Genomic DNA, 15064 nt, shown 5'->3' with positions numbered 1-15064 from the left:
TGGAGGAGGGCGAGATGCACAGAGGGCGCAGATCACCGGTCGCGGCCGGTCCCGAGGAGGTCTTCTCCGACCTCCGCGCGGTGGCGGCGCGGGTCCGCGACGGGCTGTCCTGGGAGATCCCGGAGTCCCTGGAGGAGCTCCCGGCGGACGAGCTGCCGGCCGGGCAGATCGCGCAGTTCGCCCAGCAGGAGCGGACCCGTGTGCTGTCGGCGGGCGTCAGTGGCCTGGAGAAGCTCGCCGAGGGCCGCGCGGACGAGATCGGCGACGACGAGTCCTTCGGCATGGAAGCCATCGTGCTGCTCGAAGGCCGGCCGGCGATCCTGGTGCAGAACCACGACTTCGCACCGCAGCAGGGCGACTGGGCGGTCCTGGAGGGCCATCGGACGGCGATCCGGGAGTCGTTCGCCCGGGTCGGCCGGGTCGAGCTCACCGGGCACCTCAGCCTGGACTGGCTCGGCACGGCGTTCCTGGTCGGCCCCGACGTGGTGCTGACGAACCGTCATGTGGCGGCGGAGTTCGCCCGCGGCGACGGCGCCGGCTGGACCTTCCAGCAGGGCATCACCGCGAACGTCGACACGGGCGAGGAGTACGGCGACACCGTTCCGGGAGGCAGCGGCCCCTCCTACGACGTCGTCGAGGTGCTGGGCATCCACGAGGACGTCGACCTGGCCCTGCTGCGGGTCGCACCGCCGGCCGGTGGCGGGGCGTTGCCCACCCCGCTGGCGGTGGCCGCGGACGCCCCGGCCGACCTCCCCGGTCGCCCGGTGTACTGCGTCGGCTATCCGGCGTACGACGGCCGGCGCAACGAGCCGGAGTCGATGCGCCGGATCTTCATGGACGTCTACAACGTCAAACGGCTCCAGCCCGGCACCACTACGGAGCTGGTGCCGGGCCAGAACGTCATCAGGCACGACTGTTCCACGCTGGGCGGCAACAGCGGCTCACCGGTCATCGACCTCACCGACCACCGGGTGCTGGGTCTGCACTTCGGCGGCCGGTACGGGTCCGGCAACTTCGCCGTACCGCTGTGGCAGTTGGTCGACGACCCGCTGCTGGGCCGGGCCGAGATCAACTTCGTCTAGGGGAACCCCCGGGCCGGCGCGGGCCCGCCCGGCGGTCGGCCCGGAGCGGCTCAGCCCTTCTTGACGAACGCGGTGGTGTAGGTCTTCTTCAGGTCCACGGACGCGTTCTTCAAGTTGGGGTTGAAGGCCTTCAGGACGCGCTCGACGGTCTCCGGGCCGTCGGCCGGCATCACCCCGTCCTTGGTGAACATCGGCAGGGTGTCCTTGATCGCCTGGGCGTAGAGCGCCTTGCCGCCCTGCGCGTAGTCGGCGGGCATCTTCGCGGCGATCTGCTCCGGCGTGTGGGTGGACATCCACTTGAGGGTCTTCACGAAGGCGTTGGCCAGCTTCTGGACGGTGTCCTTGTGGCTGTTCACCCAGTCGGTGTTCATGTAGAGGCTGGAGGACGGGTAGGGGCCGCCGAGCGCCTGCTTCGAGCCCTCGGGCGTGCGCATGTCGATGAGGACCTTGCCCAGTTTCTTGTCCACGATCTGCGCAACCGTCGGGTCGGTGGTCATCCCGCCCTGGATGGAGCCCTGTTGGAGGGCGGAGAGGAAGGTCTGGCCGGCGCCGACCGCCACCGGGGTGAACTCGTTGGTCTGCACCCCGTTCTTGACCGCGAGGTACTTGGTCAGGAAGTCGGTGGACGAGCCGAGGCCGGTGACGCCGAGCTTCTTGCCCTTGAAGTCCTTCGCCGAGGTCAGCTCGCCGGCCGCCTTGTTGGAGACCACCTCGACCTCGCCGGGGGCGTGGGCGAACTGCACCACCGACTCCACCTGCTTGCCCTTGACCTGGAGGTCGAGGGTGTGGTCGTAGAAGCCGACGACGCCCTGGACGTCGCCGGAGACCAGCGAGGTGGTGGCCTGCACACCGGCCGGTTCGGTGAGCAGGGTGACGTGCAGGCCCTCGTCCTCGAAGTAGCCGAGCTGCTGGGTGAGTCTGGCGGGCAGGTAGATGACCTTGTCGAGGCCGCCCACCATGATCTTGATCTTGCCGTTCTGATCGTCGGCGGTGGAGGCCGCGGAGCCGCCTCCGCCACAGGCGGTGAGGGTGGTCAGGGCGAGCAGCGTGGCGGCCGCGGCGGCCGACAGCTTGCGGTGTGGGCGCATGGTGATGTCCTTGGTGGGTTGACGGGCGTGCGGGGGGGGTGGGGTTCAGCGGCCGGTCGAGGCGTCGGCCGGCTTCCAGCGGAAGAGCCGCTTTTCGAGGAAGGCGAGCAGCCCTTCGGCGAGCAGCGCGACGACCGCGAGGATCGCCATGGCGGCGTAGACACCGGCCGCGTTGAAGGTGCCCTGGGACGCCGAGACCAGCAGGCCGAGGCCCTTGGTCGCGCCGATGTACTCGCCGACGATCGCGCCGATCAGCGCGAAGCCGAAGCTGACGTGCAGGCTGGTGAAGATCCACGAGGTGGCGGAGGGGATCACGACCTGGAGGGTGACCTGGCGGTTGCTGGCGCCGAGGATGCGGGAGTTGGCGACCAGGTTGCGGTCGACCTCCCGGGCGCCCTGGAAGGCGTTGAAGAAGACCGGGAAGAAGACCAGGACGACGGCGGAGGCCACCTTGGAGGCCGGCCCGAGGCCGAACCAGATCAGGAAGATGGGGGCGAGCACGATCCGCGGCAGCGCGTTGAGCACCTTGATGTACGGGCCGAGCACTTCGGCCAGGAAGCGGACCCGGCCGAGCGCGATGCCCAGCACCACACCGCCGATGACACCGATGACCCAGCCGAGCAGCGCTTCGTAGAGCGTGTACCAGATCTGCTCCCACAGCGAGCCCTGCGGGGTGCCGTGCAGCGCCCACTGGGTCATCTGGTCCCAGATCCTCGACGGCATCGAGAAGTTGAACGGGTCGATGACGGCGGCCCGCGCGAGCCACTCCCACAGGCCGATCAGGCCGACCAGCAGCAGCGCCCGGGTGCCGTGGACCAGGAGCCGGTGCTTCCGGGCGGCCCGCGCCCGTTCCTGTGAACGGTCGGCGCCGGGGCCGGACTTGGCGAGCGCGACGGGGGCGGGGACGGTCTCAGGCGACATGTGCGGCACCCCTCTCGCGGGTGATCCGGACCTCTTCGCCGAGCGAGGACCAGATCTCCCGGTAGATCTCGATGAACCGCGGTTCCAGCCGTACCGACTCGACCTTGCGGGGCCGCGGCAGGTCGATCTCGAAGACCTCCTTGACGGTCGCCGGTCCGGCGGTCATCACCACCACCTTGTCGGCGAGCGCGATCGACTCCTCCAGGTCGTGGGTGACGAAGACGACCGAGGCGCCGGTGCCCGACCACAGCTCCAGGAGTTCGTCCGACATCAGCGCGCGGGTCTGCACGTCGAGCGCGGAGAACGGCTCGTCCATGAGCAGGATCCCGGGGTCGTTGACGAAGGTCGCGGCGAGCGCGACCCGCTTGCGCTGACCACCGGAGAGCTGGTGCGGGTAGCGGTCCTCGAAGGCGGCCAACCCGACCCGGGCGAGCCACTCCCGCGCCCGTTCCCGGGCCTCGGGCTTGGGCACTCCGCGGAAGCGGGGGCCGGCCATCACGTTGGACAGCACGGTGCGCCAGGGGAAGACCGCGTCCTGCTGGAAGACGAACCCGACCTTGTCGCCGATCCCGCGGACCGGCTCGCCGGCGACCAGCACCTCCCCCTCGGTGGGCTCCTCCAGCCCGCTGACCAAGGTGAGGGTGGTGGACTTGCCGCACCCGGTGGGGCCGACCACGGCGACGAACTCGCCGCGTTCGACGACCAGGTCCAGATCCCGGACGGCGGTGTGCAGCACCCCCGACGGTGTCCGGAATGTCTTGCTCGTTCCCCGCAGTTCGATCGCGGGGCTGGTGTGGCTGTTCATGGCTCGGGAGGCTAGGAGCGGCCCGGGCCGCCGCGGCAGCCTTGTGGGCGCAAGCTGCCTTTCTGCGCGCAAACCCTGTTGTGCTCGTTTTGCTCACGCTAGAACAGCATCCGCATGACCAGGGGGTGGGCAGGTGCTCACGGAGGGCTTACGGTGCGGGCACCTCGCAGTAACAAACGTCGGCGTCGGTTCCACGCACATGCGTAAGGGCCCAGGACAAGGGAGACCCATGCGGATCCACTGGCCCCGACGCGTCTTCGCCCAGGTCCTCACCGCACAGCTGACCCTGACCACCGGCGTGATGGTGCTGGCCACCGGCCTGTTCCTCGCCCCGCTCAGCTCCCAGCTGGACGACCAGGCGATGCGGCGGGCGCTGTCCATCGCCCAGACCACCGCCGCGGATCCGGGAATCGCCCGGGAGCTGGTCGCCACCGAGCCGGACGCCCACGGGCCGGTGCAGGCCGACGCGGAGCGGATCCGCCGGGCGACCGGGGCGCTGTACGTCGTGGTGATGGACACCCGTGGGGTGCGCTGGTCGCACACCAACCCCGCCGAGATCGGCCGGCACGTCTCCACCGACCCCAGCCTCACCCTCGCCGGGAAGGAGGTGCGGCAGATCGACACCGGGACGCTGGGGCGTTCGGCCCGCGCCAAGGTGCCGTTGCGTGACGGCCGTGACCGGATCGTCGGCGCGGTCTCGGTCGGCATCGCCTACGACAGCGTCCGGGGGCGGCTGCTGGGCACCATCCCCACCGTGCTGCGGTACGCCGGCGCGGCGCTGGCCGCCGGTGTGCTGGCCGCGGTCGCGCTCTCCCGGAGGCTGCGCCGCCGTACGCACGGGGTCGCGTTCGCCGACATCTCCGCGCTGCTCGACGAGCGCGAGGCGATGCTGCACGGCATCCGCGAGGGCGTGGTGGCCTTCGACCGGCAGGGCCGGATCCGGCTGGTCAACGACGAGGCCGGGCGGCTACTGGGGCTCGGCGCCGGCGCCGCCGGGCGGGCGCTGGACGACGTCCTGCCGCCGGGCCGGACCACGGACGTGCTGGCCGGGCGGGTGGCCGGGGACGATCTGCTGGCCGTCTGCGGCGGCCGGGTGCTGATCGCCAACCGGGTGCCGACGCGGGACGGCGGGGCGGTGGTGACGCTGCGGGACCGCACCGAGCTGGAGCTGCTCGGCCGGGAACTGGACGGCACCCAGGGGCTGTTGGACGCACTGCGGGCCCAGGACCACGAGCACGCCAACCAGCTGCACACGCTGCGCGGGCTGCTCGAACTAGGCCGGTACGGAAAGGCGGTGGAGTTCGTCACCGAGGTCACCAGCGCCCACCGGGCCTCGGCGGAGCAGATCGCCGAGCGGGTGCACGATCCGCTGCTGTCCGCGCTGCTGGTCGGCAAGGCGGCGATCGCCGCGGAGCGGGGGGTGTCGCTGCGGGTGTCGTCGGCGTCGCTGCTGCCCGATGCGGTGGTGGACCCGCGCGATCTGGTGACCGTCCTGGGCAACCTCATCGACAACGCACTGGACGCCACCGCGGAGCGGCGCGGCGACGACCCCTTCGTCGAGGTGGAGCTGCGGGCCGAAGGGGCCACGGCCGTGCTGCGGGTCTCGGACAGCGGGCCGGGGGTGCCGCCCGACAGGCGCGAGCGGATCTTCGCCGAGGGCTGGTCCACCAAGGCCCCGCCCGGGGCGGCCGGGGCACCGGGCGGCTCCCCCGCGCGCGGACGGGGCATCGGACTGGCGCTGGTGCGCCGGCTCGCCGAGCGCTACGGCGGAATGGCGCGGGTGACCGCGCGGGCCGGCGGTGGTGCGGTGTTCACCGTCGTCCTGCCCGAGGCGCTCGCCGTCCCGGACGGCGCGTCCGACGGCGGCGGGGCGCTGCCGTCGGCCGGCGCGGAGCCGCGGTGGCGGGAGTGCCACGAGGAACGAAGACCCACGGTGATCGGAGAGCCACGATGATCGACGTCCTGGTCGTGGATGACGACTTCCACGTCGCCGAGATCAATGCCGCCTACGTCTCCCAGGTGCCCGGCTTCCGCGTCGCCGGCCGTGCGCACACCGCCGCCCAGGCGCTGGCCACCCTGGAGCGCACCCACGTCGACCTGCTGCTGCTCGACCACTACCTCCCGGACGAGACCGGCCTGGCCCTGGTGCGGCGGCTGCGGCAGCTCGGCCACCGCACCGACGTCATCATGGTCACCGCCGCCCGCGACGTGGCCACGATCCAGGACGCGATGCGCTCCGGTGCGCTCCAGTACCTCGTCAAGCCGTTCGGGTTCTCCGGGCTGCGCGCCAAACTCGACGGCTACGCCGCGCTGCGCCGTACCGTCGCGGGTGTGGGCGGCCGCGGCGCGGCCGGCCAGGACCAGGTCGACCGGATCTTCGGCGCCTTCCGGACCACCGAGTCCCCGCACACCGAGCTCCCCAAGGGCCACTCGGCGGCCACCGTCGACCTCATCCGCCGGGTGCTGGACGAGGCCGGCCGGCCACTGTCCGCCCACGAGGTCGCCGCACGCTCGGGCGTCAGCCGCTCCACGGCCCAGCGGTACCTCAAGCACCTGGAGCGCAGCGGCCACATCACGCTGACCCTGAAGTACGGCGACACCGGCCGCCCCGAGCACCTCTACCGGTGGGCGGTCGCGCACTGACCGCCGGCGCTCGGGGGCGCCGCTACGACAAGGTCTTCCACATGCTCGACTTCCGCGGGGACCGTCGAACCCCTTGACAGCTCCCCCCGCGGGATCCGACTATCCCCGGGTGAACCTGTCAGACAGCCAGACAGCTGGCGATGTGCCCCGGCGGATCAGCGCGATGGAAGCGGTCCTGAACCATCTGCGCGGTGCCATCGAGCGGGGCGAGTACGCGGTCGGGGACAAGCTCCCCTCGGAGGCGGAGCTCTGCCGCCGTCTGGAAGTGAGCAGACCCGTGCTCCGGGAGGCGCTGCGGGCCCTCCAGACGATGGGCCTCACGGTCTCCCGCACCGGCAAGGGCACCTTCGTCGTCTCGGACGGCGCGGTCGCGGACCCGACCTTCGGCGACTACGCGGCGAGCGACCTCCTGGAGGTCCGTCGCCATGTGGAGATCCCGGTGGCCGGGTATGCGGCGCTGCGCCGTACACCGGAGGACCTCGACCACCTGACCCATCTGCTGGAGCGGATGGAGCGGGAGACCGACACCACCGCCTGGGTCGCGATGGACACCCTCTTCCACCTCGCCGTCGCCCAGGCGGCCCGCAACCCGGTCTTCCGCAGGGTCATCGAGGAGATCCGCGACGCGCTGGCCCGCCAGTCGGCGTTCCTCAACGAGCTCGGCGGACGGCGCGAACAGTCGAACCGCGAGCACCGGGCGATCGTCGAGGCGCTCGTCGACAGCTCCGAGCACGACGCCACGGAAGCCATGGCGCACCACCTCTCGCGCGTCGAGACGACGCTGACCACCATCGTGCGGCCTCCCCACCGCACGGACCCCTCCACGGAAGACGAGGAACGAGCGTGAGCGAGCACTCCCTCCGGCAGGCGGAACGGCAACCACAGCAGGACCCCGCGCGGCAGCGGCCGGGCGGCCATGTGGACGCGGGCGACGCCGGCTACAGCAAGTCCCTCACCTCCCGGCACGTCAACATGATCGCCATCGGCGGGGCGATCGGTACCGGGCTGTTCCTGGGCGCCGGTGGCCGGCTCGCCGACGCCGGGCCGTCGCTGGCGGTGGCGTACGCCCTCTGCGGGGTGTTCGCCTTCCTCGTCGTGCGTGCCCTGGGTGAGCTGGTGCTGCACCGGCCGTCCTCCGGGGCGTTCGTGTCGTACGCCCGTGAGTTCCTCGGCGAGAAGGGGGCGTTCGTCGCGGGCTGGATGTACTTCCTGAACTGGGCGACCACCGGGATCGCGGACATCACCGCGGTGGCGACCTACACGCACTACTGGGGGATGTTCTCCGACATCCCCCAGTGGGTGATCGCGCTGATCGCGCTCGCGGTCGTGCTGACCGTGAACCTGATCTCGGTGAAGATCTTCGGTGAGCTGGAGTTCTGGTTCGCGATCGTCAAGGTCGGCGCGCTGGTCGTCTTCATGCTGATCGGGATCTTCCTGCTGGTCACCCAGCACCCGGTCGGCGGCCACTCCCCCGGCCCGGCGCTGGTCGCCGACCACGGCGGGGTCTTCCCGGCCGGGACGCTGGCGATGCTGCTGGTCATCCAGGGCGTGGTGTTCGCCTACGCCTCGGTCGAGCTGGTCGGCGTGACCGCGGGCGAGACCGCGGAGCCGGAGAAGATCATGCCCCGGGCGATCAACTCGATCATGTGGCGGGTGGCGCTGTTCTACGTCGGCTCGGTGGTCCTGCTGTCGATGCTGCTGCCCTGGAGCTCCTACACGGCGGGCGAGAGCCCGTTCGTCACGGTGCTGTCCCGGGTCGGGGTGCCGGCCGCGGGCGGGGTGATGAACCTCGTCGTGCTCACGGCCGCGATGTCCAGCCTCAACTCCGGCCTCTACTCCACCGGGCGCATCCTGCGCTCGATGGCGATGTCGGGTTCCGCACCGCGGTTCACCGGCGTGATGAGCCGCAACCAGGTCCCGTACGGCGGCATCCTGCTCACCTCGGGCGTCTGCGTACTGGGCGTGGGCCTCAACTACGTCGTGCCGAGCCAGGCGTTCGAGATCGTGCTGAACTTCGCGGCGATCGGCATCCTCAGCACCTGGGCGATGATCATGATCTGTCATCTGCTCTTCTGGCGGAAGGCGCAGGCCGGGCAGCTCGTCCGTCCCGGCTACCGGCTCCCGGGCTCGCCCTGGACCGAGATCGTGACGCTGGTCTTCCTCGCCCTGGTACTGGTCCTGATGTGGGGCGACGGCGGCGCCGGCCGGACGACCGTGCTGTGCCTGCCGCTGATCGTGGCCGCGCTGGTCGGCGGCTGGTTCCTGGTACGGGGCCGGGTCGGCGCCGTACGGGAGGCCGCGGAGCGCGAGGCCGTCCCGGCCGGTCCCGCCGGTGGCCCCACCACACACCCCGAGAACACCGAAAGCACCGAGAACTGATCATGAGCCAGAGCTCCACCCTGTCGCGCCGCGCACCGAAGGCACCGCCCGAGGTGCGCGAACCGGCCCACGTTCCCGTCGCCCACGTGCGGCGCGGAGGCATCGTCGAGGGCGTCCACCACGGCTCGGTCGTGGTGCTGGCGGCCGACGGGAGCGTGGCGTTCCAGGCGGGCGACATCGAGGCCGCCTGCTACCCGCGCTCGGCGCTCAAGCCGGTCCAGGCGGTCGGCCTGCTGCGCGCGGGCCTGCCGCCACTGGACGACGAGGCGCTGGCCCTGGTCGCGGCCAGCCACTCCGGCACGGAACGCCACCTGGCCACCGCCCGGCGCATCCTGGACGCCGCCGGACTGACCGAGGACGCGCTGCGCAACGCCCCCGACCTGCCGTACGGGTCCGCCGAACGGGACGAGTGGCTCCGGCGCGGCCTCGGGCCCACCCGGCTCGCCCAGAACTGCTCGGGGAAGCACGCCGCCATGCTGTTCACCGCCCGGGCCCGGGGCTGGCCGCTGGACACCTACCTCGACCCGGGGCACCCGCTACAGGGAGAGCTCGCCGCCACCGTCGAGGACCTCACCGGTCAGGGCATCGCCCGGGTCACCGTCGACGGCTGTGGCGCCCCGCTGTTCGCGGTGTCGCTGCACGGGCTGACCCGGGCCGCTGCCCGGCTCGCGACGGCGGCCCCCGACACCCCCGAGGGCCGGGTCGCGCACGCCATGCGGACCCACCCGGAGCTGGTCTCCGGCCCGGGCCGGGACGTCGCCCGGCTGGTGCACGCCGTGCCCGGACTGCTCGCCAAGGACGGCTTCGAGGGCGTGCAGATCGCGGCGCTGCCGGACGGGCGGGCGGTCGGCGTGAAGATCGCCGACGGCGGCGACCGGGCCCGGATGCCGGTGACCGCGGCGGCGCTGGCCCGCTGCGGGGTCGACCCCGAGGTCCTCGCCCCGTTCGCCGCCACACCGGTCATCGGCGGCGGCGCACCGGTCGGTGAGCTGCGGGCGGCCGGCGCCCTGGCCCCGCACCCCGCCGAGAGCTGACAGTGCGCCACCCGGAACCCGCGGCCGCTCCCCCACTGCCCCTGACCACCTGACCGCCCCTCCCTCAGGCACCGCCCGAGCCCCACCTCCCGAAGGACCACCCGCACCATGACTGCCGCCGCCCACCGCCGCGAACACGACCTGCTCGGCGACCGCGACATACCCGAGGACGCCTACTGGGGCGTGCACACCCTGCGCGCCTCGGAGAACTTCCCCATCACCGGCACGCCCATCGCCGCCTACCCGCACCTGATCAATGCGCTCGCCGCCGTCAAGGAGGCCGCGGCCCGGGCCAACGAGGGCCTCGGGCTGCTCGACCCGCAGCGGGCCGACGCCATCGCCGCCGCCTGCCGGGAGATCCGCTCCGGCCGGCTGCACGACCAGTTCGTCGTCGACGTCATCCAGGGCGGCGCCGGCACCTCGACGAACATGAACGCCAACGAGGTGATCGCCAACCGGGCGCTGGAGATCCTGGGCCACGACAAGGGCGACTACCACCACCTGCACCCCAACGAGCACGTCAACCTCAGCCAGTCGACCAACGACGTCTACCCGACCGCCGTCAACGTCGCCACGATCATCGCCGTGCGGGAGTTGCTCGACGCGATGACGGTGCTGCGGGAGGCCTTCGCCGCCAAGGCCGAGGAGTTCCGCGACGTCCTCAAGATGGGCCGCACCCAGCTCCAGGACGCGGTGCCGATGACGCTGGGCCAGGAGTTCTCCGCGTACGCGGTGATGCTGGAGGAGGACCAGAGCCGGCTGGCCGAGGCGGTGCTGCTCATCCACGAGATCAACCTCGGCGCCACCGCCATCGGCACCGGCCTCAACGCCCCCCGGGGGTACGCCGAAGCGGCCCGCGAGCACCTGGCCGCCCTCACCGGACTGCCGCTGGTCACCGCCGCCAACCTCGTCGAGGCCACCCAGGACTGCGGGGCCTTCGTCCACCTCTCCGGCGTCCTCAAGCGCATCGCCGTCAAACTCTCCAAGAGCTGCAACGACCTGCGGCTGCTGTCCTCGGGCCCGCGCGCGGGGTTGGCGGAGATCAACCTGCCGCCGGTGCAGGCCGGTTCGAGCATCATGCCCGGCAAGGTGAACCCGGTGATCCCCGAGGTCGTCAACCAGGTCGCCTTCGAGGTCATCGGCAACGACGTCACCATCACCATGGCCGCCGAAGCCGGCCAGCTCCAGCTGAACGCCTTCGAGCCGGTCATCCTGCACTCGCTCTCGGAGAGCATCACCCACCTCGGCGCCGCCTGCCGCACCCTCGCCGAGCGCTGCGTGGCCGGTATCACCGCCAACACCGAGACTCTCCGCGCCAGCGTGGAGAACTCCATCGGCCTGGTCACCGCGCTCAACCCGCACATCGGCTACACCGCCGCCACCGCGATCGCCAAGGAGGCCCTGGCGACCGGCCGGGGGGTCGCCGAACTCGTCCTGGAACAGGGGCTGCTGCCGGCCGACCGGCTCGCCGCGCTGCTGCGCCCGGAGGAGATCGCCGGCACCGGCCGCGACCTCGCCTCGACCTGAGCCGAGGCTCCCGTACCGGGGCGCGGCTCGACGGCCCGTCCGGTGGCCGGTCGGCGGCACCCTGCGGGCAGGATGGTCCGGGGCTCGTGCGCCGTATGCGGCACATGAGCCCCGGAAGGCACCGACCGGCCCGAGAATCGGTACCGGAACGGGCAGGACACAGGCACGAGGGAGAGAGACCGGATGCGTATCGCGCTCTGTCAGATGACGGCATCGACCGATCCCGAGGAGAACCTCGCGAACGTACAGGACCATGTGCGTCGGGCCGCGGACGAAGGGGCCCGGCTGGCGGTCCTCCCCGAGGCCTCCATGGTGCGGTTCGGGGTGCCGCTGGGGCCGGTGGCCGAGCCGCTGGACGGGCCGTGGGCCGAGGGGGTGCGCGCCGTCGCGCGCGAGACGGGTGTGACGGTGGTGGTGGGCATGTTCACCCCGGCACCCGACGGGCGGGTCGCCAACACCCTGCTGGCCACCGGGCCGGAGGTCGAGGAGTCCTACGACAAGATCCACCTCTATGACGCCTTCGGGTTCCGGGAGTCCGACACGGTCGCCGCCGGCAGCCGGGTGGTGACCATCGACGTCGAGGGCGTCCGGGTGGGCCTGGCGACCTGTTACGACCTGCGGTTCCCCGAGCTCTTCCGGGCGCACGCGGACGCCGGGGCGACGGTGTCCGTGCTGCCCGCGTCCTGGGGCGCGGGACCGGGCAAGGTCGCCCAGTGGGACCTGCTGGTGCGGGCCCGCGCGCTGGACGCTACCGTCTGGCTGGCGGCCGTCGGCCAGGCCGCCCCCGATCCGACGGCCGACCCGGAGGAGCGCACCAAGGCCCCGACCGGCGTCGGGCACAGCGCACTGGTCGGCCCGGACGGCACGGTTCGCGCCCAACTTGGCGGCGAGCCCGGCCTGTTGACCGCCGAGGTGGACGCCGAGGAGACCGCACGGGTGCGGCGTGCGGTGGCCGTGCTGGACAACCGCCGGCTGTAGGGGCCGTCTCCCCCTCTCCGGGGGACCGCCCCGCCCGGCACCGGCCCGGGTCGGCCGCCTGACCGGCGGCCGACCGGGTCATGCGGCCAGGAGGAGACGCTGGGTCGCCCGGATGTGGTGGTCGATGGCCGCGCAGGTGGCCGCGGTGTCCCCGGCGGCAAGGCCGTCCAGGATCCGGCGGTGTGCGGCGAGCACCTCGTCCCGGCGGTCGCCCGAGCGGTACAGCGCGCTCGCACCGGCCCTGGCCTGCCGGCTGCGCAGCGAGTCGTACTGACGGCTCATCAGCGCACTGCCGACCGCGCCGACCAGCGTGCCGTGGAAGCGGTGTTCGGCGGCGAGGAACTCCGCGACGCCGTCCGCGTCGCGCAGCGCGACCTGCTCGTCGAGGATGACGGCCATCGCCTCGACGGGTGCGGTGCCCTCGGCCGTGGTGCGCTCGACGGCGAACCGCTCGATCAGCCCGCGCATCTCCATCAGCTCGCGGATCTCCCGGCCGGACAGCGGGGCGATGTGCGCCCCGCGCTTGGGCACCAGCCGCACCAGGTCCTCGGCGGCGAGCAGCAGCAGGGCTTCCCGGATCGGCGTGCGCGAGACGCCGATCCGGTCGGCGATCTCCTGCTCGGACAGGAACCGGTCCTGCATCTCCGGGTCGGTCAACACGCTGCCCTTGAGATACGCGTAGGCCTTCTCACGCCCCGACTGCATCGCCCGTACTCCCCACACCATGAACGGCATACACGCCGTATGCGAAGGCTACACGTCGGAGAGGGATCAACGACGCACCGCGGGCCAGGTTCCTGACGGAATGTCACAATGCTCCGCGCTGTCGCCCGCGACCGGTCGCCTCACGGGAGGAACTTCACCTCTGGGAAGGCCGCGCTCGGGCCGTCGAGCGGACGCCCCCGCCGGGTCGAGCCGGTTGACGTGGCCCTGCCCGCCGCCACGGTGTTCCCCGCCTGCGGCTGCTGCGCGGGGCGGGGTCGTGGCGGCGGGCAGGGTCACGGCCTGACGGGTCAGCCGCCGGCGGGCCTACCGGGCGTCCTCCCGCAGCAGGTCGGCGCACTTCTCGCCGATCATCATGGTGGTGATGCACGGGTTGACGGTGACCAGCTCCGGCATCACCGAACCGTCCGCGACGCGCAGGCCGGCGACGCCCTTGACCCGCAACCGGGCATCCAGCGGGGCGGTGACGTCCTCGTCGGCGCCCATCTTCACCGTCGAGGAGGGGTGGTAGACGGTGTTGTGGGTGGCCCGGATGTAGTCCAGCAGCTCGTCGTCGGTGTGGACGTCGGGGCCGGGGGCGAGCTCGGCGCCCGCCCAGCCGGAGAGCGCGGGCCGGGCGGCGATCTCGCGGGCGAGGCGGAGGCCGTGGGTCATCACCCGCACGTCGTGCTCGTGGGTGAAGTAGCGCGGGTCGACCCTGGGCTTGTCGCGGAAGTCGCGGGTGCGCAGCCGGACCGTGCCGCGCGAGCGGGCCCGGGTGACGTTCGGGGTGAGGCAGAAGGCGTTCTCCGAGGTGGGGTAGCCGTGCCGGGCGGTGTTCAGGTCGAACGGCACCGAGCCGTAGTGGAACATCAGGTCCGGGCGGTCCAGACCGGGCTCGGTGTCCGCGAAGATGCCGATCTCCCACCACTGCGTGGATGTGGACACCATCGGCTGCTTCGCCTCCCACATGATCACGCCCTCGGGGTGGTCCTGGAGGTTCTCGCCGACGCCCGGGGAGTGGACGAGCACGTCCACCCCCACCTCCCGCAGGTGGTCGGCCGGGCCGATGCCGGAGAGCATCAGCAGCTTGGGCGTGTCGATCGAGCCGCAGGAGACGACGGTCTCGCGGCGCGCCGTCACCGTCCGGGTGTGGATCAGGTCGGGGTCGAGGTACTCGGCTCCGGTGCAGCGCCGATCGGCGTCGATCAGCAGGCGCTTGGCACGCACCCCGGTGCGCACCGTGAGGTTGGGACGCCTGCCCATGATCGGGTGGAGGTAGGCCACGGAGGAGGACTGCCGGGTGTTGTTCTCGTCCGAGTTGATCTGGAACCAGTGGGCACCGCGGACGACCGTCCGGCCCGTGTTGAACGGGGTGGTGGGGATGCCCTGTTCGGCACAGGCCGCCAGCAGTGCGGTGCCGCAGGGGTCCTCACCCTTGATGGTGCGCAGGGTGACCGGGCCGTTGCGGCCGTGGTGGTCACCGGGCGCGTCGTTGTTCTCCAGCCGCCGGTAGAGCGGGAAGCAGTCGGCCGCGCTCCAGCCCGCACACCCCAGCGCGGCCCACTCGTCGAGGTCCTCGGCCGGCGCCCAGAACGCGATACAGGAGTTGTGCGAGGAGCAGCCGCCGAGCACCCTGGCGCGGGCGTGCCGCATAAAGCTGTTGCCGTTCTCCTGCGGCTCGACCGGATAGTCCCAGTCGTAGCCGGACTCCAGCAGGCCCATCCAACGGTCCAGCCGCAGGACGTTGTCGTCCCCGACGTCCGAGGGGCCGGCCTCCAGCACGCACACCGTGACGGTCGGGTCCTCGCTGAGCCGGGCGGCCACGACGTTCCCGGCGGTTCCGCCACCGACGATCACATAGTCGAACTCTTCGTGGGACATGGGTAGTTGACCTCCTTGCAG

At 72.0% G+C, this 15064-nt stretch carries 13 protein-coding genes; 8 read left to right on the top strand and 5 right to left on the bottom strand.

Translation table 11 applies throughout. From position 1 onward, the window contains the following. Positions 1-14 precede the first annotated feature (14 nt). Positions 15-1082, top strand: a complete 1068-nt coding sequence (locus tag AB0C96_RS08155) for a serine protease (RefSeq protein ID WP_362914891.1) — start codon at positions 15-17, stop codon at positions 1080-1082. Between the two features lie 50 nt (positions 1083-1132). Here AB0C96_RS08155 and AB0C96_RS08150 read toward each other — a convergent pair whose 3' ends face one another. The 3 genes from AB0C96_RS08150 to AB0C96_RS08140 are packed head-to-tail and all read right to left on the bottom strand — an operon-like array spanning position 1133 to position 3896. Continuing rightward, entirely contained in the window at positions 1133-2170 is a 1038-nt protein-coding gene (locus AB0C96_RS08150; RefSeq protein ID WP_362914889.1) for an ABC transporter substrate-binding protein, read from the bottom strand. 45 nt (positions 2171-2215) lie between these two features. Then, complete coding sequence (locus AB0C96_RS08145) at positions 2216-3091, bottom strand: ABC transporter permease (protein ID WP_362914888.1); 876 nt, start codon at positions 3089-3091, stop codon at positions 2216-2218. Next, positions 3081-3896: an ABC transporter ATP-binding protein gene (locus AB0C96_RS08140; RefSeq protein WP_362914886.1), complete on the bottom strand. Its 816-nt coding sequence runs from the start codon at positions 3894-3896 to the stop codon at positions 3081-3083. Before AB0C96_RS08140 ends, AB0C96_RS08145 begins: the two co-directional genes overlap by 11 nt. A gap of 229 nt (positions 3897-4125) precedes the next feature. Here AB0C96_RS08140 and AB0C96_RS08135 point away from each other — a divergent pair, with 229 nt between their 5' ends. From AB0C96_RS08135 to AB0C96_RS08105, 7 genes are all read left to right on the top strand, one after another. Then, positions 4126-5850: a sensor histidine kinase gene (locus AB0C96_RS08135; RefSeq protein ID WP_362914884.1), complete on the top strand. Its 1725-nt coding sequence runs from the start codon at positions 4126-4128 to the stop codon at positions 5848-5850. Further along, entirely contained in the window at positions 5847-6539 is a 693-nt protein-coding gene (locus tag AB0C96_RS08130; protein WP_362914882.1) for a response regulator, read from the top strand. Before AB0C96_RS08135 ends, AB0C96_RS08130 begins: the two co-directional genes overlap by 4 nt. Positions 6540-6648: 109 nt before the next feature. Then, the gene (locus AB0C96_RS08125) at positions 6649-7386 is read left to right on the top strand and encodes a FadR/GntR family transcriptional regulator (RefSeq protein ID WP_362914880.1); all 738 of its coding nucleotides are present in this window, start codon (positions 6649-6651) and stop codon (positions 7384-7386) included. Positions 7387-7457: 71 nt separating this feature from the next. Continuing rightward, on the top strand, positions 7458-8918 hold the full coding sequence (locus AB0C96_RS08120; protein ID WP_362915205.1) for an amino acid permease: 1461 nt from the start codon (positions 7458-7460) through the stop codon (positions 8916-8918). 2 nt (positions 8919-8920) lie between these two features. Further along, complete coding sequence (locus tag AB0C96_RS08115; protein ID WP_362914878.1) at positions 8921-9952, top strand: asparaginase; 1032 nt, start codon at positions 8921-8923, stop codon at positions 9950-9952. Between the two features lie 108 nt (positions 9953-10060). Next, on the top strand, positions 10061-11479 hold the full coding sequence (aspA, locus tag AB0C96_RS08110) for an aspartate ammonia-lyase (RefSeq protein WP_362914876.1): 1419 nt from the start codon (positions 10061-10063) through the stop codon (positions 11477-11479). A gap of 183 nt (positions 11480-11662) precedes the next feature. Continuing rightward, a complete protein-coding gene (locus AB0C96_RS08105; RefSeq protein WP_362914874.1) occupies positions 11663-12457 on the top strand; it encodes a carbon-nitrogen hydrolase family protein in 795 nt (264 codons plus the stop codon). Positions 12458-12535: 78 nt separating this feature from the next. Here AB0C96_RS08105 and AB0C96_RS08100 read toward each other — a convergent pair whose 3' ends face one another. Both AB0C96_RS08100 and AB0C96_RS08095 read right to left on the bottom strand, forming a co-directional pair. Continuing rightward, positions 12536-13162 carry a GntR family transcriptional regulator gene (locus tag AB0C96_RS08100; protein ID WP_362914872.1) on the bottom strand — a complete coding sequence of 209 codons (627 nt, stop codon included), beginning with the start codon at positions 13160-13162 and terminating at the stop codon, positions 12536-12538. A gap of 324 nt (positions 13163-13486) precedes the next feature. Further along, complete coding sequence (locus AB0C96_RS08095) at positions 13487-15043, bottom strand: GMC family oxidoreductase N-terminal domain-containing protein (RefSeq protein WP_362914870.1); 1557 nt, start codon at positions 15041-15043, stop codon at positions 13487-13489. Positions 15044-15064 lie beyond the last annotated feature (21 nt).

This window comes from Streptomyces sp. NPDC048506 (assembly GCF_040651315.1).
In the GTDB taxonomy this organism is placed as follows: Bacteria; Actinomycetota; Actinomycetes; order Streptomycetales; family Streptomycetaceae; genus Streptomyces.
The sequence above is the reverse complement of the archived record's forward strand: the minus strand, read 5'-3'. Positions and strand labels throughout refer to the sequence as shown.